We start from the raw sequence: 21,169 nt of genomic DNA, 5'->3' as shown, positions 1-21,169 counted from the left end.
AGCCTACAAAGTTACCTTTATATGACAACCTCCTGTTCTCCATAAAGTTATTGATTAGATTGCCCGCTTACCTCTCAGTATTCATGCTTTTACGCCATACAGTCTACAACACAGCATATGACAGAACGACGTTGTCAAAATCAGTTTTTTTCTCGATAGGCATAGGTGGCATCAAATCGCGATTGTATCCAATCACCGCTTAAAATTGGCGCATACTTAGCAGGATTATCAGCAGAAAAGCAGCTAGGCACACACGCCACATTGGTTTCATAATCCGGCTCTACAAAGAAGGGAAACGAATAGCGATCCACACCAGACAAAGGCGATACCACACGATGAGAGGTGGAAACATACTCATCATTCGTCCAGCGCTGCATCAGATCCCCAATGTTCACGACCAGGGCATTTTCGACTGGTGTCGCATCCACCCATTCGCCACGACGGTTTTTCACCTGCAGTCCACCAATCATGTCTTGTAATAACAAGGTGATACAACCGTAATCCGTATGGGCACCGGCGCCGTTATGATGATCGTCCGCAGGACGGGGTGGGTAGTGAATCATGCGTAAAACCGTTACATGATCGGTAAAACACTGGGTAAAAAAGTCGGCTTCAAGTTTCAGTGCTTGCGCCATAGCCGTCAGTACCTTTTGAGCCACCTCAAAAGCCGCCACGTAATAGTCCTGTAAAACTTCAACCACCAGTGGATCGCTCGGATTCTGATTTGGTCCATACATGGTTGGGTATTTGCCCACTAGCGGATGATCTTTTGCTAAGTCCAACGCCATATCAAAAGTCTCTTTCCAATCCGCATGGGACACTTCGTCTAACTGTTCTTCACCAATGCCACCATAGCCCCGATGATTGGGACTATTTTTGATATCAATCGCTCGTTTTACCTCGTCAGGCTGTGCAAAAAAACGTTGAGCAGCGCCCATTAATTTTTTCATTAGGGCAGGAGAAAGGCTGGAGTTAACCAAATAAAAAAAACCAATTTCACGACAGGCGGAGTCCAATGCCTGTATTTCGGCCTGACTCACAGTTTGGTTTGAACTCGTTAATTTTTCAAAATCAATCAATGGGATAGACATGGTTTCTCCAACAATCTAATAACGACAATATATATGTTTGTGATACGAAAGATCTATGAGCGAGAGGACAACTTCACCAGCTGAGTTTGTCGAGGGTTGAATCGTTTCAAACCTTGCTCACCAAAATCCACAAAAATCATTCGCTTACCTTCTTGTTCCTGGCGCACCACGACGCCCTGACCAAATCGATCATGCCGCACTTTATCCCCGGCTTTTAAGCTTTGGGTCTGGTCACTTAGCTGGTGGCGAAAAATCAATCTCGGTGCCGAATCAACACGACTCAAATAGCGCTGAAACACCGTGCCTTTTGCTGTATCAATGGGCTCATCATTGCTATCTTCGTGCCAACGCTGACAAATGTGACTAACAGCGTAAGGCTGAGCTTCAAATACAAAACGTGACAGTGCCATGTTTTTCAACGTAGCCTGAGGGATATCTCCCCGTTTCATCCGTTTATTTTCATCTGCCGTAGGCGTTTCTAAAATCACCAATTGCTGCTTAGCCCGAGTAATCGCCACATAAAATAAGCGGCGTTCAGACTGCATTTGGCTGGCGGCCTGTTGGTCAATACGGCTTAAGTCCTCATCGTAATAGGGAAAACGCCCTTCTTGCAGGCCAGACAATAACACTAAGTCGAACTCCAACCCCTTGGATTTATGAATGGTCATTAGATGAACACCGTTCGTATCATCGGTGTGTCGTTCATTCAACGCTGCCAACTGAGTTAAAATATCTTGCGCATGCCCACCAACACCGCGCACATAGGCGATAAAAGCATCGCAAGTGGCAATCTTCTCTTGGGTCTGAATATCTTTATTACTGGTGCTTTCAAAGTATCGATAGATTCCCAACTTCTCTAACGTGTAGGCTAACCCTTGTGCTGGGTCAGAGCGATACATGGTCAAACTACGCAACCAATCGGCACGTTCGTAGAGCTTTTTTGCCCGCCAGCCGTCGGCCTGATCCGCCACGGTATCGATCATTTGAGGCAACAAGTGTGGCGATTGTTTTGCCTGTTGAATCAAGGTTTTTCGTTGTGCCATAGAACCGCCTAAGCTGGGAACACTCAGTAGGAATTCCACATCATCGCGACGAAAAAACAACTCGGGATTCTCTAAGCCACCCGCAATCACCCCTAAATACGCCACCAGCATTCGAATCTGGCGGTTTTCCATTAAAGGGGAATCACCGTGTAATTGGTAAGGGACCGCTTTGTGCATCAAAGCCAACTGGATAGGCACCATGTCACTGTACAAACGCACCAAAACAGCACTTTCACTCAATGCTCGCCCTTCTTCGACCCAAGTTTTGAGTTCCCTCAATAGCGCTTTGCCTGTTTTTGGTGCGCGGGCAAACGATACCCGCGTACGATCCCCTTCGCCGATGACCAAGGCATCCGGATCGTTTTCACTGATCACGCTCGATGCCATCAATCCCACGGAATGCCCAAAACGAAAGCTGGTACTGAGTGGGTAAGTTTGCACAGACTGAAAGTCCCTATCAAACTGGGTCGCCATAATATCAGGGCTTGCACCACGCCATTCGTAGATACACTGCTGAACGTCTCCGACAATCATCCATTGACAAGGCGCGGGATAAAGCATTTTTAGCAACTCGTACTGACAAGGGTTAATATCTTGAAATTCATCAATCAACAAATAGCGAAAAGCGGGCACAAAACCTTGTATTTGGTGGCGCTCTTCTTCATTCAACGCAAATAACAATTCGTAGGGGTCAGACAATAAATCGGAGAAAAAACGTATATTATGACGTTTACGAAGGCTTTCTAATTCATTATAGAGCACCGGAAAAAACTGACGTTCTTTCGACCAACCGAGACGATTGAATACCTCTTGGGCGGGCTCAGCAGATGCTTTCACTTGGTCAATAAACAGCAACACATCTTCAAGCCAATCCTTTTCATCTTGAAGCGTCACTTTCTCGCCTTTGCGAACTAAGAGACTCATGGCCTCTCGTAACATTTTTACCAAACTAAAATCATCGGTGACTAACTTTGCATTGGGTAACCAACCTTGCTGCTCCATACGACGACACAGTTTTAAACCAAACCCATGAAACGTCATCACGCTGGGGGAACGCATAAAACCATTTAATGACAAGTGCTGACTTAAGCGTTCGGTAAATTCTTCTTGAGCACTTTTGTTAAACATGAACACGCCAATCTGTGAGGCATCCACCCCTTGCATCAACAAATACTCAATGCGCGAAATCAGTGTGGTGGTTTTACCCGCCCCCGCCACGGCAATGACCTTGGCTGGCGTGGCTAAATCGTGTTGCACAACACACTGTTGTTCTTGGGTGAGCTGTCGTTTCTGGCTGGCTTGTTCTGTCACTCAATACTCTCAATACTAAAATACAATCGTTGTCTTCTCTTTGGCCGTTTAAGCCAATCCGCTACTTCGATATCAGTCCTCAAACAAACGACCAATTTCACGATAAGCAAGGTGTTCTCGTCCCGCAATTTTAGCCACAGATTCCCCACACATGACTAATCGGCGTTGGTAACGGGCAAACAATACACCATTCGTACGTGCCACTAATGGGTAGCGCGAGGTTGTCACATCATCTTCCATTAAATTGACCACTTCACCAATCACCTCGCCAGCTTCCACCTCGTCGCCAATTTGTTTGTTATAGCAGACAATACCCGCACAAGGCGCTTTCACCAGATCCATGGCATCCAACGGATAATAAACAACCGCTGAATCGTCTCTCTTTGAGCTATCACCTTGAGTGACCTCTTCGTGAACGACACCACGCATCACCAGATACTCAAGCAGCGCTTTGGCATCGTGTTCGGCCACCTCATCGGAAATATCATTCTCCCCCCGTAGTTCAATGGTCATCGAACGACAACCCCACGGGATAAGATGGGCATAGTGCCCTTTCAGCTCACGCCAAACACTTACATTAGTCTCGTCAAATGAGGCCGCCCCCGTTTCTAACTCTGACAAACCAACTTTTGCCCCAAGTAATCCTAACAATGGCTTAAAATAGTCTTCAAATTCCTGTGGTAAATAGCCATGGAGCATCGCTTCACCGGAACAATGCAAATCCAGTACTTCATCGGCGTCCATGGAGAGTGCTAAGAGCGTCTTCTTCATGCCTTGCAGCTCAGTCATATCCGGCAATTGCTTCAACTCTTCTCGAATGGCTTCACGCACCAGCACTTTATTTTCTTCAACATCCCCTGTAATGGAGGATTGAATACGCTTGGCGACCTGTTGACCGATTTGCGGCCAGTTACGATTAAAGTTGCCGCCCCCATCGGAAAAAGCAAACCGACCGGGGACATAACCATGGAAGTTTTGTGCTAAGCCAATTGGATTCGCCACGGGGACAATCACAATTTCCCCTTGAATCAACCCTGCTTCATCGGCTTTTTTTAAATACTTAAGTAACGTATTCAGCAGCAAAAAACCGGGCCATTCGTCCGCATGCAACCCAGCTTGTAAATAGACTTTTGGTCGAGCACCTTGCTCACCAAAATGATGGGCTTTAATAATACGCTGGGTGCCCAGCGAAGCACTGGGTAATACGTGAGAGAAAATTTGATATGACATAAAACCTCATCCTTTAAACACGTCGACCATGGAAAATCGTCATTATTTTACGCTAAATGATTGAACTTATGGATATAAATTGCATCCAACCACTAAACTTACTACTTTATATTTACCTTAATCATCGCAATAAACCAGATACATTAGCTGAGCTTGATTAATCAGCCCCTATAATGCAGGAACCTTTCTACCATGACGTTTATGAAGACTATAAAGATGGCCAGCTTTTTGTCTGCCAGCCTAATGGCCTTATCACTTTCAAGCAACCTGATGGCACAAAGCTGGTCAGACACCTTAAAAGAAGCCAAAGGTGAAACGGTCTATTTCAATGCCTGGGGCGGCGCGGATAATATTAACGATTATATTCAATGGGCAGCCAATCAAGTCAAAAAGAAATACGACATCACCTTAAAACAGGTCAAACTGAGTGATACCGCAGACGCCGTCAATCGTATTTTGGCCGAAAAAGCAGCGGGGAAAAACACACACGGCTCTGTAGATCTAATCTGGATCAATGGCGAAAACTTTCGTGCAATGAAAGACCATCACCTGTTATACGGCCCTTTTAGTCATAATTTGCCCAATTATAAAAAATACGTCGATCCAAACGCGCGGGAAAGTTTAACAAACGATTTCGGCACTCCCGTCGATGGGATGGAATCCCCTTGGGGCATGGCGCAAGTCGTTTTTATGTATGACACCGCCACCCTAAAAAATCCACCTAAATCCATGAAAGCTTTGCTCGCTTACGCCCAAGCCCATCCAGGCCGAGTAACTTATCCTGCACCACCACAATTCTTAGGGGTTACCTTTTTAAAACAAGCCCTATACGAATTAACAAACGATCGTGCCGCACTGCTTAAACCCGTCAATCAAGCGACCTTTCAAAAGGTAACTGCACCTCTTTGGGTGTACCTTGATAAACTCAATAAGGTTGCTTGGCGCGATGGAAAGACCTTCCCAAAAGATTCTCAGGCGATGATGCGTTTATTAAACGATCAAGAAATCGATATTGCGTTTAGTTTCGATGTCTCCGCCGCATCCGTACAAATCGCCAAGGGGAATTTGCCAGACAGCGTTCGCTCTTACGTCTTCACCAATGGCACCATTGGCAACACACACTTCTTAGCCATTCCTTACAACAGTAGCGCCAAAGCCGCTGCACAGGTGGTGGCCAACTTTATGCTTTCGCCAGAGGCGCAAATAGAGAAACAAAAACCAACTGTATGGGGGGATTTAAGTGTCTTGTCTTATGCCAAACTCCCGCCAGCCGATCAAGCGAAATTTGATGCCATACCAAAAGGCATCGCCACTCTCAGTATCAAGCAACTAGGCAAAACACTCCCAGAACCTAATAGCACCTGGGTGAATGCCTTAGAAAAAGAATGGCGCAAACGTTATGCCCAATAAAACGAGGCAAGCCATTGATAGAAGTGAAAACATGAGCAAACCTTTTCCATGCCGTTGAAACACCCAAAGCAGGTTGCAAGTTTGCTGGTTTTTCTACTAGCCATGCCCATTGCCGTGGGGCTAGTCGGCACCGTGTTACCTGCTTTTCAGTATTTTCCGCCCTTAGGTAGCCATCAATTTTCACTCGTCCCTTGGCTCACCCTCTTTCATTCTGAAGAGTTCTACTCAAGCCTTAAACTCACCCTAATTTCTGGCATTGGCGCTCCATTATTAGCGGTTTGGCTGGCCTTATCCTTGCTCGCTTGGGGGTATGAAAAGCCGCCTTTCCGTCGCATTGAAGCCATGCTTGCGCCCATTTTGGCCATCCCCCATGCCGCCATCGCCATTGGCTTGTTGTTTTTACTTAGCCCATCGGGTTGGTTACTTCGCCTTTTTAGCCCTTGGTTAACAGGCTTTGAACGCCCGCCTAATTGGATCACCACCCAAGACCCCTATGCTCTTTCGCTGATCTTCGCTCTCGTTATCAAAGAGATGCCTTATTTGTTGTTTGTGATGTTGGCCAGTTTGCAAACCATGCAAGCCAGACAGAGTTTACAAGTCTGTCGGACGCTCGGTTATAGCCGGCTAACCACATGGCGAAAGATCCTGATTCCGCAGCTCTATCCCATTGTGAGACTGCCTATCTTTATCGTCATTGCCTTTAGTCTCACAGTGGTCGATTTGGCTATGATTATCGGACCCAATACTCCCTCCACGCTGTCCGTCACACTGTTACGTTGGTTTAATGCTCCTGACCTTTCTATGCGCTATATCGCCAGTGCAGGTGCGGTGGTATTAATGGTCGTCATTGCCATCGTCTTGGCGGGTTGGGAGTTTGGTCACCGTGTATTACAACAACTGACGACGCCAGAACGCAGTAACGGCAAACGCCAAGGGGCAACAGATTATCTCGTCCAGCTCGGGGCAATACTCGGCGTCTTATCGTTAATCACGGCCTTTTTAGCCCTTTTGGTATTGCCAATGTGGTCGCTAACACGCCGTTGGCGCTTTCCTGATGCCCTGCCCAGTCAATGGACATGGGACAACATCCACAGTGCCATCCCTTTATTAATTCAATTATCCAGCAATACATTACTCATAGCCTTAGCTGCGACGGGTATCGCCTGTTTAATGAGCTTGCTCATGCTGGAAAGCAAACGCGCGTCATACACTAAAGAGACGCCGCCAAAACACCATCCCTTTGATTGGCTGATCTACGTACCGATTCTGTTACCTCAAGTTGGCTTTCTGTTTGGGGTCTCCGTCCTCATGCTACAAACCAATCTCAATGGCTCCTTTCTGGCCATTATCGCCATGCATTTGTTGTATGTATTGCCTTATGTCTATTTGACCTTAAAAGGCCCCTATTTGGCTTATCAAGAAGAGTATCTGTATCAGGCAAACCGCTTACGCTACCAACCTTGGCGCAACTATCTATTCATTAAACTTGCTATGCTAAAACCCGCCCTCTTTACCGCCTTTGCCATTGGCTTTTCCGTTAGTGTCGCGCAATATTTACCGACCCTGATCGCAGGCGAAGGTCGCCATAGCACACTGACCACGGAAGCCGTGGCAAGAGCCGCTTCAGGCGACCGAAAACAAGTTGGTAGTATGGCCTTATTACAAGCCTTCTTCCCTGTTTTTGTTTTTTGGCTGTCACAACAGCTTCCGCGCCATTGGACACAATGGCGATTGGCGTTAAAAACGTCATTTAATATGAGGAAAAAATCCTCTATCGATAAAAAGTAACTGTATACAGAGACCTTTGAACGATGTCACGAGCGACGCCAAGACGCGGCAAAAACAGACGAGAAAGCGGAGTTTATACCTATAAATGAGCATTTTGAGTCTGTTTTTAACAAACTATTGGCAAGCGCAGTAGTCGTGCAAAAGTCTCATACAGATAAAAAAGCCAGCAGAAGGACGATAATGTGCTCAGTGTAAACGCGTTTTCCTTGTCATTAGACGGTAAACGACTGATTGACAATTTAAGCTTCAAGATTGAAAGCGGACAAGTTCTCTCCATCATGGGGCCAAGCGGCATTGGCAAATCCAGCTTACTCAACTTTTTGAGCGGCTCACTCACGTCTCATCTTAGCGCTTCAGGCGAGATCTATCTCAAGGATCAAGCCTTGCACTTATTACCCACTCAAGAGCGCCAAGTCGGCTTGCTACAGCAAATGCCTTTGCTCTTTCCACATATGAGCATCATAGAAAATTTACTTTTCGCCATCCCCTCTCGAGTCAAAAAAAGTGAGCGTCAAGTACTTGCTATCAAGGCCCTTGCTCGACTCGATATCGAAAACAAAGCCAACGCCCTACCCAAAGAACTCTCCGGCGGCCAACAAGCTCGTGTCGCCCTGCTGCGTACTCTACTGGCTGAACCGAAATATCTGCTCCTAGACGAACCCTTTAGCAAACTTGATCCTGCTCTTCGACGCGACGTGCGAGCCTTTGTATTGGACGAAATACGCCAAGCCAACATACCCGCACTGCTTGTCACCCATGACCCTGAGGACGCGAAAGCCATGGAAGGAGAATGTTTGGAATTGAAGAACGTAACAAGTGTTAGCGCGGTGGAATCATAAAAATATTAGACTAATGCAATGTGAAGCTGATATACATTTATGGAAACTAAATGTCAAAAGAGCCATAAAGCAAAGTGAACGGAAGAAGCCCATATGATAAGACGAGCTGAAAAAAGCGATTGCTTAAACTTAGCAGCACTTTCACTACAAGTCTGGCTGAATACTTACGCCACCGAAGGGATTCGAAAAAAGATATCCGAATATGCTTTATCAACATTTACTGAAAGTCATTTTCTTAAGCTACTTGATCAGGCATCGTGCAATATTCTTGTGTATGAAGAGGAAGATCACCTTGTGGGTTTTGTCCTTGTTGATGTTGAGTCTAGGTTCAATGAAAGCTCAAGCGCAGGGTATGAAGTGGTCACACTGTATGTCTCCACACATTTCCAAGGACAAGGCATCGGTAAAAAGCTGTTAAAGAAAATAGAATCTTTGTATGGCTCCCCTTTTTGGCTATCGACTTGGATAAACAATCACGGAGCCATCGCATTTTATAAAAAGCTGGGATTTCAAATCATTGGAGAACTCAATTTTAATCTTGAAGGCGAACTCCATAGTAATCATGTACTGTCCTACACAGGAACATAAGTAACGTTAGAATAATCGTCTTTCGTAGCAATTATATTGTTACCTATAAAGAGCCAAGGTTACCCTCAACCTGAAAATCAATATTCAAGGAGCAAAATCTAATGTCTAATTTGCAAGATGAAAAAGCCATCGCGGAAGGCTTCTTAAAAGAAATGCTGAAAGCAGACGAGACTGGTGACTATGAGCTGTTCATAAAACATTATGAAGAAAAAGATCTGGTCGATTTTTCTCGAGCGCGTTTTGAAGATGATATAAAACACATGAACGCGAGAAATGGTAAGAACCTAAGTTACGAGTATTTTGGTTCGTTACAAGGCTACCGTGATGACGATCACGACGGATGCTACCGTTTTGTATGGAAAGGCATTTACGAAAAACGCGAAGGACTTATTGTCATTGGCATTCACCGGAAAAATGATACTTGGTTTGTGAACACATCAACTCTTACGTGTTAAACATAATTCGAATAGCTGCCTTTGGTACAAATACACGACGACACCAAGTAGAACCGCATATTGACTTTTCTGCCGCGACATAACAATGTACTTAGATGGATCTAGATTCAATACCATCACATTCAAAGGGAGAACGTTGTGTCGACATTGAATAGAACCAGCTCACTCATTCTGGGAGTCTGTATTATTATTGGCCTGTCCTCGCTTGGCTATCTGCTTGGTCATGCCGCCATCCAATACAAGGAATTAGAGCGAACGGTGACCGTAAAAGGACTATCCGAACGAGAATACAAAGCCGACATTGTTATTTGGCCCATTCAGTTTAATATCGCCGGCAACGACCTTGAAAAAGTATACGACGAGATTGATAACAACACCGCAAAAATCAAAGCCTTTCTGGAAAAATCAGGCATTGGAGCGAATGAAATCTCTTTCTCTTCTCCCTCAATCATTGATAAATCTGCCCAACAATACGGCAATGATAGCCAAGCTAAATTCAGATATACCGCCACCCAAACCGTCACTGTCTATTCCAAAAATATAGACCTTGTGCGCCGTGTTATGGAGAATATGTCAGACTTAGGAAAACAAGGCATCGTCTTTACTGGCAACAATTATCAGGCGCAAACAGAATACCTTTTCACTCGCCTAAACGAAGTAAAACCCAAAATGATTGAAGAGGCGACCCAAAACGCTCGTGAGGTTGCCGAGAAATTTGCTTCCGACTCAAAAAGCACATTGGGTAAAATTAAAACTGCTTCACAAGGTCAATTTAGCATTAGCGAAAGAGACAAGAACAACCCTCAAATCAAAAAAGTTAGAGTTGTTTCAACCGTGACTTACTATCTATCAGACTAGCGTTATCCCATATAACGAGAAAGCTCGCTCTCTGGAATTGAGGACGGTAAAGTGACAACTGATCACAATAGCAAACAACCAAATTACACTATTCATGATGACATGTATGTTCAGGCGAAAAACGCAGGTTGGGCGGGCTGGGGTGGCAACGAGCGACTGGCTAATTCAGAACAGGTAATAATCGATGGCAACGGCTTGCACTGCATTATTGGTGACGATAGACGAACCTTTCTAAAAAAAGTACATGACTATTTAGCAGACCCGCGCGAGGGCTCTTTAGCAGACCCGCATGAAGGCGCTTTACAAGAAGCGAGCGTCTTTTTTGTCAGTAGCCTATGTTCAAAAGGTGATAGCTATCAGCTTTTTAAAGATGGTATCGTTTATCGTCATATTAGCTCCGCTGAAGATCTCGTTGCTGAGCTAGAACTATCAGGCTTTAGTATACTAGACATCCAACGCTATGAACGAGAAACAAACGATCACATAACGATTCATGCCGTTAAAAGCGGCTAGGGACAATTTATGGAATCCTTGCCCTATCTAAAAGAAATTGAGCTGAAAAGGAAAACCATCGATTCATTCGATGTCTACCCCTTCTCAATCCCGGCGGTCAAAGAGCTGGATTTTTTAGAATTTGACAAAGAAGTCACCATATTAGTTGGTGAAAACGGCAGTGGTAAATCAACCCTGCTCGAGGCCATTGCGGTGGGTCTAGGATTCAACGCCGAAGGCGGTACAAAGAACTTTAACTTTGGCACTCGTAGCACCCATTCTGAACTACATCGTTACTTGCGATTTTCAAAGTCTTTTAAGCGCTATAAAGATGGCTTTTTTCTTCGGGCAGAAAGCTTCTATAACGTCGCTACCAATATTGACGAGTTAGACGAGGCTGCTTTTCCCTATATTAATCCACCTGCAATTAAAGACAGTTATGGTGGGAAATCGCTACACCATCAATCCCACGGAGAATCCTTTCTATCACTTATGATAAAGCGCTTCTCTGGCGATGGACTTTATCTGCTTGACGAACCGGAAGCGGCTCTTTCACCGACTCGACAACTAGCTATTTTAAGCAGAATGCATCAACTCGTGACACAGCGGTCGCAGTTCATTATTGCAACCCATTCCCCCATTTTAATGGCTTACCCCGGCGCTAAAATTTATCAAATCGACAAGTCGGGACTGTATCCAATAAAATACCAAGATACAGAACATTATGAGGTCACTAAAGCATTTTTAAACAACCCTGAGCCAATGCTAAAAGAGCTGTTTTCTGAGGAATAGCTCCATTAAATTGAATGTTGAACGACTGGTGCGTGAGTAGACCCACAGTGTTTTTACAATACGCATTATCACAATAATACTGTCATCTTCTCCACTTGCATGAGGAAATAAATATGCTCTCTTTACTTAGTATCGGTCTCGCTTTCTTTGTGATTGCGGTATCACCTGGACCTGCCACGGTTTCTAATGCCACCGTGGCCATGCGTTTAGGAAGAAAAACCAGCTTAATCTATGGAGCGGGACTATCCACGGGGTTGGTATTTTGGGGCGTTATTGCCGCAAGCGGCCTAGGTGTGGTTCTGCAAAGTTCTGTTTATTTACTTATGGCGCTTAAAGTGTTCGCAGGTCTCTATCTCATCTGGCTAGCTTTTTTATCCGCTAAATCCGCGATACATCCCGATAACAACATGGGCCAAGTTGAAATAGGCACAAGATCCCTTATGAGCTGGTTTATTAAAGGCGTCTTCCTCAATGTATCGAACCCTAAAACAGTAATCGCTTGGATGGCCGCCCTGTCCGTAGGCCTAGGAGCTAACGATAGCACGGCGTTTCTTGTACTAGGCGTTTTTGTGTGCGTACTCGTTGGCTTTTTCACGAATGCCCTCTACTCCATTGTGTTTTCTTTGAACGGTGTCATGAATGGCTATAAGAAAGCGAGTCGCTGGATTGATGCCTCTGTTTCAGGGCTTTTTGCATTAGCGGGTATTGGCCTGATTCGCTCTGCCTTTATAAAACAAGTTTGACTCGTCGTGACACTGGCATTAGCATACTTTTTCTTTTTATATTAAGTGTCCTACACCATGAATAAACTCAGTTTTGACCAACTTTCCGCGCTTAGCGATGACGCTCGACTATCACCCCGTCTGCGAATGAATCACAATATTCATAGTGATTTATCAGACCCCGTTCAACGTTTAGCCATCGCGATGGAGCCAGACACCTACATTCGCCCTCATCGTCATATGGAAACATGGGAGCTGCTCACAGCATTGCGTGGTCGTTTCATCGTCCTGACTTTTGACGATGAGGGCGTAGTGATCAACCGTGCCGTCTTAGGAGAAGAAGACTCCGTTATTGAAACACCTGTTGCGGGCTGGCACGCCGTACTCTCACTGGACACCGATGCGGTCATCTTTGAAGTAAAACAAGGCCCTTATAAAGCCTTCAAAGAAGAGGATTTTGCCCCATGGTCACCAGCGGCTGACGATGATAATCATAAAGTGTTAATGCGTTGGTACCGCGAGGCCCAAGTAGGACAACGCTGGTCGGGCTGCTAGACTCAAGCTATAAATCGAGACTTATTCATTGCGCAGTTGGAATTGATATGACAGCAGGTAAAATCACCGTTGCTATTGTTTTTGGTGGGCGTTCGGCGGAACATGAAGTTTCCTTACAGTCGGCTCAGAATGTGATTCGTTCTCTTGATCCTGAGCGGTTCACGCCAATTCTCATTGGCATAGACCGTGATGGACGCTGGTTCCTAAACGAAGAGTCCATAAAGTTATTTCATGCGGATAACCCAAAAGACATTGCTCTTAATGTGTCCTCCCCCCAAGTGGGCCTGATACCAAATGGCCCAGAAAGACAGCTGGTGCGTATGGACAATAAAGAGGCACTTGGGCAAATCGATGTATTATTTCCCGTCCTGCATGGGCCTTATGGCGAAGATGGTGCGGTTCAAGGGTTGGCTAAAATGGCGAATTTGCCCTGTGTCGGTGCCGATGTCACCGCCAGTGCGGTCGGCATGGATAAAGACATCATGAAACGCCTACTACGGGATGCTGGCATCCATAACGCGGCGTTTACAACACTCTATCATTGGCAAAAGGAATGGCCAATCGATGAGATCGAAGCCCAATATGGCTACCCGGTGTTTGTCAAACCGTCAAACATGGGGTCTTCCATTGGTGTCAGCCGAGCAAGCGATACAGAAACCCTGATCCAAGCCATAACCCATGCTTTCCAATTCGATCAAAAAGTACTGGTCGAACAAGCCGTAGACGGACGTGAACTGGAAGTCGCCATTCTTGGCAACGATCAGGTAATGGCCTCCAGCGTCGGCGAGATCCTTACCCGTGACAAATTTTATAGCTATGAAAGCAAATATCTGGATGCCGATGCCACCGAACTGAACATTCCCGCCGACATTAGCGCAAGCCAAACGGCTAGAATTCAAGCCACGGCCATTCAGGTCTATCAGCTACTGGGCTGTTCTGGACTCGCACGGGTAGACATGTTTTTAACACCAGATGATGAGATTTTCATTAATGAGATCAATACATTACCTGGTTTTACCAACATTAGCATGTACCCAAAACTGTGGGAACATTCTGGTCTATCACAGCAGTCACTCGTTACCCAGCTGATAGAGCTTGCCATCGAGCGGTTTCAGCAAAAACACAACCTTAAAGTCACCCGATAATCAGACGCACTGATCATTCAGCGCTCCGATGAATTAGAACCTGCCAATGCTTATCAGCCGGATATTAATCCGGCTGATTCAACACCATATAAAGACAAGTTGCCAAGCAGCCCGATTTATTCAGCGCTTTAATGGCGCTTCAGTCGGTGTTTTTTGAGCAAATGCTTTTGTTTCTTCTGTCACCTCTTTACTGCCCGATAAAGGGTAAATATGCCCTTCTTCGCGATAAAATCCCAAGTCCTTTAAGAAATGATTATCTAGGTGACGAAAGGCTCGTTTTGTCCGACGCGTTTCTAGATATTCTTTCGCTAAGTTAAAAAGGGCGATAATACTCATTAGAAATCTCCATAACTGCTTATTGGTATTGAATGCCTCATGTATTGAAGCAAGCATAAAACCTCAGGTTAACTTGAGGTCAATAGCAAATACTGGTTTTCTTTCGTTTTAATCAGCACAGTAAAAATGACGCTATTGCTACAGCCTGAATAAGCGGTGACTACTTAAAGAAATGACGAATAAAGACAGGCTTTCCTTTAGATCACAGTCGAAGCATTGGCAAGCAAATAACGCTTGCGATATTGACTGGGCGTGCAGGCAAACAAGCTCTTAAAGGCAAAAATATAGGCTGAATCAGACTGGTAACCCAAATCCAAGGCCACTTCATGAACAGCTCGATTTTTTTCGAGTCGCTCTAGCGATAGCACCAATCTAATATTTTGCCGCCATAATGAAAAAGATTGATTGAATTCCCTTGCGCAAAGTCGCGAGAGTGTTCGCTGGGAGGCCCCCACTCTCTGGGCCCATTCTGCTAGGGTGAACGACAGGTCTGGCTGTTGATTCAACTCATTAAAGATAGACAGTAGCCTTCTATCCCTAGGAATCAACAAAGGAATTTCATAGCGTTCAGCAAGGGCTATTTGATCCCACAATACACGCAGCAAATTGGTCGTCATTTGCTGCAAATGGTTGTCCACCCCCTGTTTCACTAATAATACGATGAGTTCTTTTAAAAACGGTGTGACTAAACAGGATTTCGGTTCATTTCCGTAATGCACATGACACTTCGGGTTGAGATAAACCGCTAAAAACTGTGTTCTTGTCACAGAAATGGACTTATGTATGGTGTGTGCTGGCACAAAGAGTATCCCATTATGCGGAACAATCACGCTTTTATTATCAATAGTTGACTGCAATAGCCCTGAAATAGGAAAGATGATTTGATGCCAAGGATGCTCATGGGGTTGCTCGACAAAATGCGGTGGCATATCCATGGACAACGAAATGACTTGGTGATCGGCAAATTTTTGAATCAATTCGTTCGATTTCATACTTGGCAACTTATCTAGGTTTTATGTCTTATAGTGTAAATTAAGCCATCCTCTTTTCCTATAGCATGATCTCTCCTTAGCAATCTTATCAGTTGCCTTTCTCAATAAACCTAAAGGGAGAAGCCCCATGAGCATGCAAGTCTGGTTAGTGTATTTAATGACAGTCCTCGCTTTTATGTGCATACCGGGACCAAGCCATATTCTTATGCTTTCGAACAGTTTAACTAACGGCTTTCAGAGATCAACGGCGACAGCCGTGGGAGATCTGTCAGCCAATTTCTTGCAAATGCTTGCCGCAGCGGTTGGATTAGCAAGCCTTCTTCAGTCATCACAAAATTACTTTGTCGCGATCAAATGGGCGGGGGTCGCCTATCTCACCTATGCGGGTATTCGACTATTTTTTACCAAACATTCTCCGATTAAATCGGCCTCTCAGCGCTCAGCCCCTTCTTTATATTGGCAGGGATTTATCACCTCAGCAGCCAACCCAAAGGCGATCATCTTTTTCGCTGCCTTATTTCCTCAGTTTTTATCGCAATCCCAACCCATGGCAGCGCAATTTTTCATTCTAAGCATCACTTACCTTACGATTGATGGCTTGTTTTTATGTGGTTACGGCAGGTTTGCTGATTTTCTAGCCGCCAAGTACCGATCTCATCTAGGTCACTATTTCAATCAAATGTCAGGAAGTTTATTTGTCTTAGCCGCCTTTCTGCTCGCCATCAAAAACGTTGCAAGCAAATGATCCGCTCACAGAAAAAGACAAGTGAATGATAAACCGCACAAGAGACAGATGGGAGAAAGCAAATGCAGCTTATATCATTGAACGTATCGCAACCTAAAATGGTTGAACATAATGGGACAAGCGTGCTGACAGGAATCTTTAAACAGCCCTGTACAGGTAAAAAGCTTGTCACAAGCAACAACATTGAGGGAGATGGACAAGGTGACATGGTAAGACATGGCGGCGTTCACAAAGCGGTCTATGCTTTTTCCTACCATCACTACGATTACTGGCGTCATACTCTCAATAACCAGAACTTAACACCCGGCGCCTTTGGCGAAAATCTCACGATATCGTGTCTAGATGAGTCCGATATTTTTATTGGCGACCGTTTCCGTTTAGGTGAGTGTCTCTTGGAAGTCAGTCAGCCAAGAATGCCGTGCTATAAACTTGGTATTGCTTTAAATAATGCCCTTGCCATAAAACTCTTTATCGACCATTACTATACTGGTGTGTATTTTAGAGTGATAGAAGAAGGCTTTATTGAACAAGGTGACGAGCTGATAAAAGTCGGCCAATTAGCCGAATCCGTGAGTGTGAAAACCCTCTTTCAAGCCTTCATGGATAAACAATATAAGAATGCTCATCACGTTTTTTCACAGGCTCTTCTTATTAAAGAGTTAGGACCTGAATGGCAAAAAGCACTCGCCAGCCGAGTTTAAGATCGACTGGCCGATTAAGACACTATAGTGTGTTTATGTTTTCTATTAGTGCCCGATAGTGTTTTAACACCGTCGCCCTTTGGTACTCATTCACCTGTGGTGCCGTGGTTTCCTCATTAACAAGCAGCACAATGCGATCCACCGCGGCAGTGGCTTCCTTTGCGATATCATTTAAATGACTATCATAAAGATAAGCTGGCCCAAAGAGTTCTGGGTACACTTGTCGAGCAGGTAAAACGGGCACACACCCAAGAGCAACGGCTTCAAGAACCGCTAGCCCTTGAAATTCATGCAAGGCCGTAGAGAGCACGATATCCGACGTAGCCAAAAAACCAAGATACTCATCTCGGCTTGGTGCGAAACCAAATTGTCGGATACAGGAAGCAAAGCGATGTTGAATAACCTCAAACGCTTTAGGTATGGTACGAAATTGTTCGCCTAAAATAGCGATTTCAAAATCCACACCTCGGGACTGTAACGCCTGCAAGATGGCCAGCAATCGTTCAGGCCCTTTATCAAACTCCCAACGGGCATTCCATACTAATCTAAGCGGAGAATTATTTTGAAAGAGATTTGTTCGGCTCCGTTCGCCTCTATTTTTCCAATCAATGTCTATTGGCACAGGTACAACATGGGCGTTGCCTTCTATGTTACTCAACCAGTCTGGCGAGACGTAATCTGGCAATTTTTTGAGCAAGCGACGAGCGCCCTCGAAAAAAGAATGTTTATTAAAATGACTATTAAAGACACACTGATTCGCCGCTAAAGCGCTGTATAAAGTGACCATTTGCATTTCAACCAGACCTTGTTGTTTGTCGCTGGCGGGATAGGCAAATTGGTTTTCGTGAAAATACAATAACCAAGGAATAGACTGTAAGTTTGGGCAGAAGGCTTTTAGCCCAACGCAATCCGTCATGGACGTTGCGATCACCAAGTCGTACGCTTGTTCAATCGAGGGTTTGAATACTTTATCAAACGCAAAACTCATGGCGTTACCACGAATACGCCAAGCAAAATGCCTTGGCGGAAGCGCTAGGTAGGTCCAATCATGCTCACCCAACCCATTCATCAGGCTATTTGCCCAGGCTTTGTGACTGCTCGCCTCATAGGCACTAAGTAATAATATTCGCACGCCTTGCTTCCGCTTATTAGGTTAATAGACACGGCATTTTAGATTAACTGACTGAGTATGTCTGGCCCATCCTCGCAGGCTCGAATATCATAGAGCCATCTTTGGCTATTCAAACACGACTTTTCGTAAGGAATTTCATGATCATTCAAAAACACGATGTTAATCTTAACACGCCGACAGGAACCATGCGCTGCACTGTCTATCGACCTCAAGGGGATGGAAAATTCCCTTGTATTATCTTTTACTCTGAAATTTTCCAGCAAACAGCCCCCATTGCTCGCTCTGCAGCGATGATGGCTGGGCATGGTTTCGTGGTTATCGTGCCGGAAGTCTTTCATGAACTAAACCCAATTGGTACTGTATTGGGTTACGATGATCAAGGCAAAGATAAAGGCAACGCCGATAAGTTTACCAAGCCTCTAGAATCTCACGATAGTGATACCGTTGCCATCTTAGACTTTTTTGCTAAAGCAGAGTATTGCACCGGACAGTTTGGCAGCATGGGCGTGTGCTTAGGTGGCCACCTTGCCTACCGCGCCGCGCTTAATCCGCGCATACAAGCGACCTTCTGCCTGTATGCAACGGACATCCACTCGAATACCATCCCTTGTGGTGAAGGTAATGACTCTTTCACTCGCACAGGGGAGATTCAAGGGGAAATTGTCATGGTGTGGGGCAAACAAGACCCTCATGTGCCCATCGAAGGCCGGCAGAAAATTTATCAACAATTGATCGATACCAATCGTTTATTCAGCTGGCATGAATTTAATGCTCAGCACGCCTTTATGCGCGACGAAGGAGATCGCTATGATCCCGCTCTTGCACTGGAATGCTATACAAAAGCGGTAGCCTTATTTCAAAGAGCTCTGCACAAGGCCTAATCAAGACGCGAGGTCGGCTTATTGCCCGCCTCGCCATACTGGGTGCAGGGTGCATTCACCTACATCACTAGAAACCCACATGTCGCCATCTTGCACCGTCACGTTTAATTGCATAGAGCGGGTACATAAGGCTGCCAGCTTTTGCACTTGCGACTCGGCAAATTGCAATACTCGTAGATTATCAAATCGACTGTTTTTGCTTTTGTTCTGTTCCCACCAAATATCAGACTTATCGTTGTAATTCACTACCACTACTTGCTGAGCACGACCACAGGCCTTACGCAGGCGCTTCTCATCTGGCTGACCTAATTCTATCCACATTAAAATGTCGTCTGAAAAATTCTTCTGCCACAGATCCGGTTCATCTTCCGTGCTAATTCCCTTCGTAAAACTTAACTGCTCCGCCCCTTCCTTTTCATCAGCCAATAATGCAAAGGTGGCTAAACGTACCATCATGCGTTCTTCTGTTTCAGATGGATGAAGCGCTAAGGTTAAGTCATAACTTTGGTAATGCTGACGGTCCATATCGGACACTTGAAGGGAGGCTTTATACACCGTTGCTTTGATTGCCATGCTTGTTCACTTACTGCTAAAAGTGGAAATAGACAAGAACAGAGCACCTGAGAGGATCAACACTGCTCTGCCAATATAAAGATGCGCGTATTGTACAGCAAATGATGCTATTCCGGTAAATTACCACACAATACCATCAAAATGAGACACAAAAATCCTGACCGAATGGTTAAATAAAATGCGAATAAGTCGTCTAAAACCAAGGCTTATAAGGCATTGCCAATTAAGGCACAACGCCCCTTAAAATTTTTTTCAGTTATTTATTTATTTTTATTTGACATAAAGCAAAGATTAAGGCGTAATAGGTTTTATTCTATTTAGCCCTAAAATCAACACAGTTTTTTAGCCTAAATGGAATATCAAACATTACATAGAGTTTAACGCAAATAAACGGAGGAAGTTATTATGATCATTACTAACCATAATCATTTTACTTCCTCAACAGTCAATCGAGAAACCCGATACTGTTAACGTTTTTCGCATAACTTGCTGGATTAATACGTAGAAATGGAGGACGCAATGATGATGAACGCCAAACGTAATAACGTTCCGTCTTCAGTTGCATTCCTTTTGTCTCGTAATAATGGGCAAGCCTTGCATCCTACGCGTTCAATGTCTATGTAATATCACATTGACCGCGGAATTTACGCGGTCTATATCTCTAGGCAAACATTAAACCTCGTAAATTCCGCCAAAATAGTATTTTTGGAGAATTAGAATGAGTATTATCGCCCTATTTAACCTAGCAAAAGACTACTTAGAAGCTCGCAGAACCAAACAAGCGTTTCGCCATCTTGATGACCATTTTCTAAAAGATATTGGTTTTCATCGTGAAAATGGCCAAATTCGTCCATTGTCTGGCTCAAAAGATGTCAACCAAGATACAAACGAGCTTATTCAAGAGCCGCCGGGGAAACACTCGAGTCATAGTTGATTAGATCGTCCTGCTACCGTAACAACAAGGCGGCAGCAGGACGGTAAACAACGACAGGGAAACAATAGAAAACCGCATCATAAAAGGCAAAGATAAGCCTTAATTAGTTAGTGCTTTTTATTGGTTCTCAACGGCCCCTATGGGCTAAAAAAATCCCGATCAGTTACCTTCTGTCTTTCATATTAAAAAGCAAAAGGTAACAGGTCGGGATTTTTTATTGAATGCCTGACGATCTAAGGCATTCAATATGAAGAAACGTGACTATAATAAATTAATTTTTATTTGCTCAGGTACAAAACCAATTTTCAAGGCCACACTAACCGCTTGGTCGTATTCTAGAATATTCAAACAACCTCCCTGCTCATTTTCGATAATATATTCCTGCTGCTGACCATGGCTTGATATTACGACCAAGTTTAAATAGGCGATATCATTCATCGACCGCCTAAATTCACATCGATCCAATTGACCATTTTTTAGCAACTCAACCGCCCGCTCTAATCGGCACATTGACTTACTGACAATCTCTTCCATGACTAACCTCAAACATAAACTA

Annotated in this window: 23 protein-coding genes; 15 read left to right on the top strand and 8 right to left on the bottom strand. The window is 44.6% G+C overall.

Annotated features, from left to right (window positions below):
• Nucleotides 1-140 precede the first annotated feature (140 nt).
• The 3 genes from JHD45_RS12565 to JHD45_RS12555 form a co-directional block, all read right to left on the bottom strand.
• Entirely contained in the window at nt 141-1,091 is a 951-nt protein-coding gene (locus JHD45_RS12565) for an isopenicillin N synthase family dioxygenase (RefSeq protein ID WP_199476860.1), read from the bottom strand.
• Between the two features lie 53 nt (nt 1,092-1,144).
• Nucleotides 1,145-3,445, bottom strand: coding sequence for an ATP-dependent helicase (locus tag JHD45_RS22545; protein WP_199476859.1), 2,301 nt, complete (start codon nt 3,443-3,445; stop codon nt 1,145-1,147).
• A 72-nt stretch (nt 3,446-3,517) separates the two neighbouring features.
• Nucleotides 3,518-4,675 (bottom strand): M14 family zinc carboxypeptidase, encoded by a 1,158-nt coding sequence (locus tag JHD45_RS12555; RefSeq protein WP_199476858.1) that lies wholly within the window; start codon nt 4,673-4,675, stop codon nt 3,518-3,520.
• Between the two features lie 216 nt (nt 4,676-4,891).
• Here JHD45_RS12555 and JHD45_RS12550 point away from each other — a divergent pair, with 216 nt between their 5' ends.
• The 11 genes from JHD45_RS12550 (at nt 4,892) to ddlA (ending at nt 14,319) form a co-directional block, all read left to right on the top strand.
• A complete protein-coding gene (locus JHD45_RS12550; RefSeq protein ID WP_233407798.1) occupies nt 4,892-6,085 on the top strand; it encodes an ABC transporter substrate-binding protein in 1,194 nt (397 codons plus the stop codon).
• Nucleotides 6,086-6,133: 48 nt separating this feature from the next.
• Nucleotides 6,134-7,873 carry an ABC transporter permease gene (locus JHD45_RS12545; RefSeq protein WP_199476857.1) on the top strand — a complete coding sequence of 580 codons (1,740 nt, stop codon included), beginning with the start codon at nt 6,134-6,136 and terminating at the stop codon, nt 7,871-7,873.
• A 182-nt stretch (nt 7,874-8,055) separates the two neighbouring features.
• Nucleotides 8,056-8,712 carry an ATP-binding cassette domain-containing protein gene (locus JHD45_RS12540; RefSeq protein ID WP_199476856.1) on the top strand — a complete coding sequence of 219 codons (657 nt, stop codon included), beginning with the start codon at nt 8,056-8,058 and terminating at the stop codon, nt 8,710-8,712.
• Nucleotides 8,713-8,805: 93 nt separating this feature from the next.
• Nucleotides 8,806-9,300 carry a GNAT family N-acetyltransferase gene (locus tag JHD45_RS12535; RefSeq protein WP_199476855.1) on the top strand — a complete coding sequence of 165 codons (495 nt, stop codon included), beginning with the start codon at nt 8,806-8,808 and terminating at the stop codon, nt 9,298-9,300.
• 101 nt (nt 9,301-9,401) lie between these two features.
• Nucleotides 9,402-9,755, top strand: a complete 354-nt coding sequence (locus JHD45_RS12530; RefSeq protein WP_199476854.1) for a hypothetical protein — start codon at nt 9,402-9,404, stop codon at nt 9,753-9,755.
• A 138-nt stretch (nt 9,756-9,893) separates the two neighbouring features.
• Entirely contained in the window at nt 9,894-10,613 is a 720-nt protein-coding gene (locus tag JHD45_RS12525; protein ID WP_067017466.1) for an SIMPL domain-containing protein, read from the top strand.
• Between the two features lie 51 nt (nt 10,614-10,664).
• Nucleotides 10,665-11,126 (top strand): hypothetical protein, encoded by a 462-nt coding sequence (locus JHD45_RS12520; RefSeq protein ID WP_199476853.1) that lies wholly within the window; start codon nt 10,665-10,667, stop codon nt 11,124-11,126.
• 9 nt (nt 11,127-11,135) lie between these two features.
• The gene (locus tag JHD45_RS12515; protein WP_199476852.1) at nt 11,136-11,897 is read left to right on the top strand and encodes an AAA family ATPase; all 762 of its coding nucleotides are present in this window, start codon (nt 11,136-11,138) and stop codon (nt 11,895-11,897) included.
• Nucleotides 11,898-12,010: 113 nt separating this feature from the next.
• Nucleotides 12,011-12,640 (top strand): LysE family translocator, encoded by a 630-nt coding sequence (locus JHD45_RS12510; protein ID WP_199476851.1) that lies wholly within the window; start codon nt 12,011-12,013, stop codon nt 12,638-12,640.
• A gap of 57 nt (nt 12,641-12,697) precedes the next feature.
• Nucleotides 12,698-13,174, top strand: coding sequence for a WbuC family cupin fold metalloprotein (locus JHD45_RS12505; protein ID WP_199476850.1), 477 nt, complete (start codon nt 12,698-12,700; stop codon nt 13,172-13,174).
• Nucleotides 13,175-13,221: 47 nt separating this feature from the next.
• Nucleotides 13,222-14,319 (top strand): D-alanine--D-alanine ligase, encoded by a 1,098-nt coding sequence (ddlA, locus tag JHD45_RS12500; RefSeq protein ID WP_199476849.1) that lies wholly within the window; start codon nt 13,222-13,224, stop codon nt 14,317-14,319.
• A gap of 120 nt (nt 14,320-14,439) precedes the next feature.
• Here the strand turns inward: ddlA and JHD45_RS12495 are convergent, their stop codons facing one another.
• Nucleotides 14,440-14,655: a hypothetical protein gene (locus JHD45_RS12495; RefSeq protein ID WP_199476848.1), complete on the bottom strand. Its 216-nt coding sequence runs from the start codon at nt 14,653-14,655 to the stop codon at nt 14,440-14,442.
• Nucleotides 14,656-14,852: 197 nt separating this feature from the next.
• Entirely contained in the window at nt 14,853-15,647 is a 795-nt protein-coding gene (locus tag JHD45_RS12490; protein WP_199476847.1) for a helix-turn-helix domain-containing protein, read from the bottom strand.
• Between the two features lie 127 nt (nt 15,648-15,774).
• On the opposite strand from JHD45_RS12490, the gene JHD45_RS12485 reads away from it, so the two are divergent.
• Together JHD45_RS12485 and JHD45_RS12480 are read left to right on the top strand one after the other, a co-directional pair.
• The gene (locus JHD45_RS12485) at nt 15,775-16,392 is read left to right on the top strand and encodes a LysE family translocator (protein ID WP_199476846.1); all 618 of its coding nucleotides are present in this window, start codon (nt 15,775-15,777) and stop codon (nt 16,390-16,392) included.
• A 62-nt stretch (nt 16,393-16,454) separates the two neighbouring features.
• Complete coding sequence (locus JHD45_RS12480) at nt 16,455-17,093, top strand: MOSC domain-containing protein (protein WP_199476845.1); 639 nt, start codon at nt 16,455-16,457, stop codon at nt 17,091-17,093.
• A gap of 22 nt (nt 17,094-17,115) precedes the next feature.
• Here JHD45_RS12480 and JHD45_RS12475 read toward each other — a convergent pair whose 3' ends face one another.
• Nucleotides 17,116-18,225, bottom strand: a complete 1,110-nt coding sequence (locus JHD45_RS12475) for a tRNA-queuosine alpha-mannosyltransferase domain-containing protein (protein WP_199476844.1) — start codon at nt 18,223-18,225, stop codon at nt 17,116-17,118.
• A gap of 137 nt (nt 18,226-18,362) precedes the next feature.
• Between JHD45_RS12475 and JHD45_RS12470 the strand changes: the two genes are divergently transcribed.
• On the top strand, nt 18,363-19,106 hold the full coding sequence (locus tag JHD45_RS12470; RefSeq protein ID WP_199476843.1) for a dienelactone hydrolase family protein: 744 nt from the start codon (nt 18,363-18,365) through the stop codon (nt 19,104-19,106).
• Nucleotides 19,107-19,124: 18 nt separating this feature from the next.
• Here the strand turns inward: JHD45_RS12470 and JHD45_RS12465 are convergent, their stop codons facing one another.
• Nucleotides 19,125-19,679, bottom strand: a complete 555-nt coding sequence (locus JHD45_RS12465; RefSeq protein ID WP_199476842.1) for a YaeQ family protein — start codon at nt 19,677-19,679, stop codon at nt 19,125-19,127.
• A gap of 718 nt (nt 19,680-20,397) precedes the next feature.
• Here JHD45_RS12465 and JHD45_RS12460 point away from each other — a divergent pair.
• The gene (locus JHD45_RS12460; RefSeq protein ID WP_199476841.1) at nt 20,398-20,613 is read left to right on the top strand and encodes a DUF1127 domain-containing protein; all 216 of its coding nucleotides are present in this window, start codon (nt 20,398-20,400) and stop codon (nt 20,611-20,613) included.
• Nucleotides 20,614-20,874: 261 nt separating this feature from the next.
• On the opposite strand, the gene JHD45_RS12455 is transcribed toward JHD45_RS12460, so the two are convergent.
• Nucleotides 20,875-21,147 (bottom strand): hypothetical protein, encoded by a 273-nt coding sequence (locus tag JHD45_RS12455; RefSeq protein ID WP_199476840.1) that lies wholly within the window; start codon nt 21,145-21,147, stop codon nt 20,875-20,877.
• Nucleotides 21,148-21,169 lie beyond the last annotated feature (22 nt).

It is taken from the genome of Marinomonas spartinae (assembly GCF_016461715.1).
In the GTDB taxonomy this organism is placed as follows: Bacteria; Pseudomonadota; Gammaproteobacteria; order Pseudomonadales; family Marinomonadaceae; genus Marinomonas; species Marinomonas spartinae_A.
Note: the sequence above shows the minus strand (reverse complement) of the source record. Positions and strands in the feature narration are given on the sequence as shown.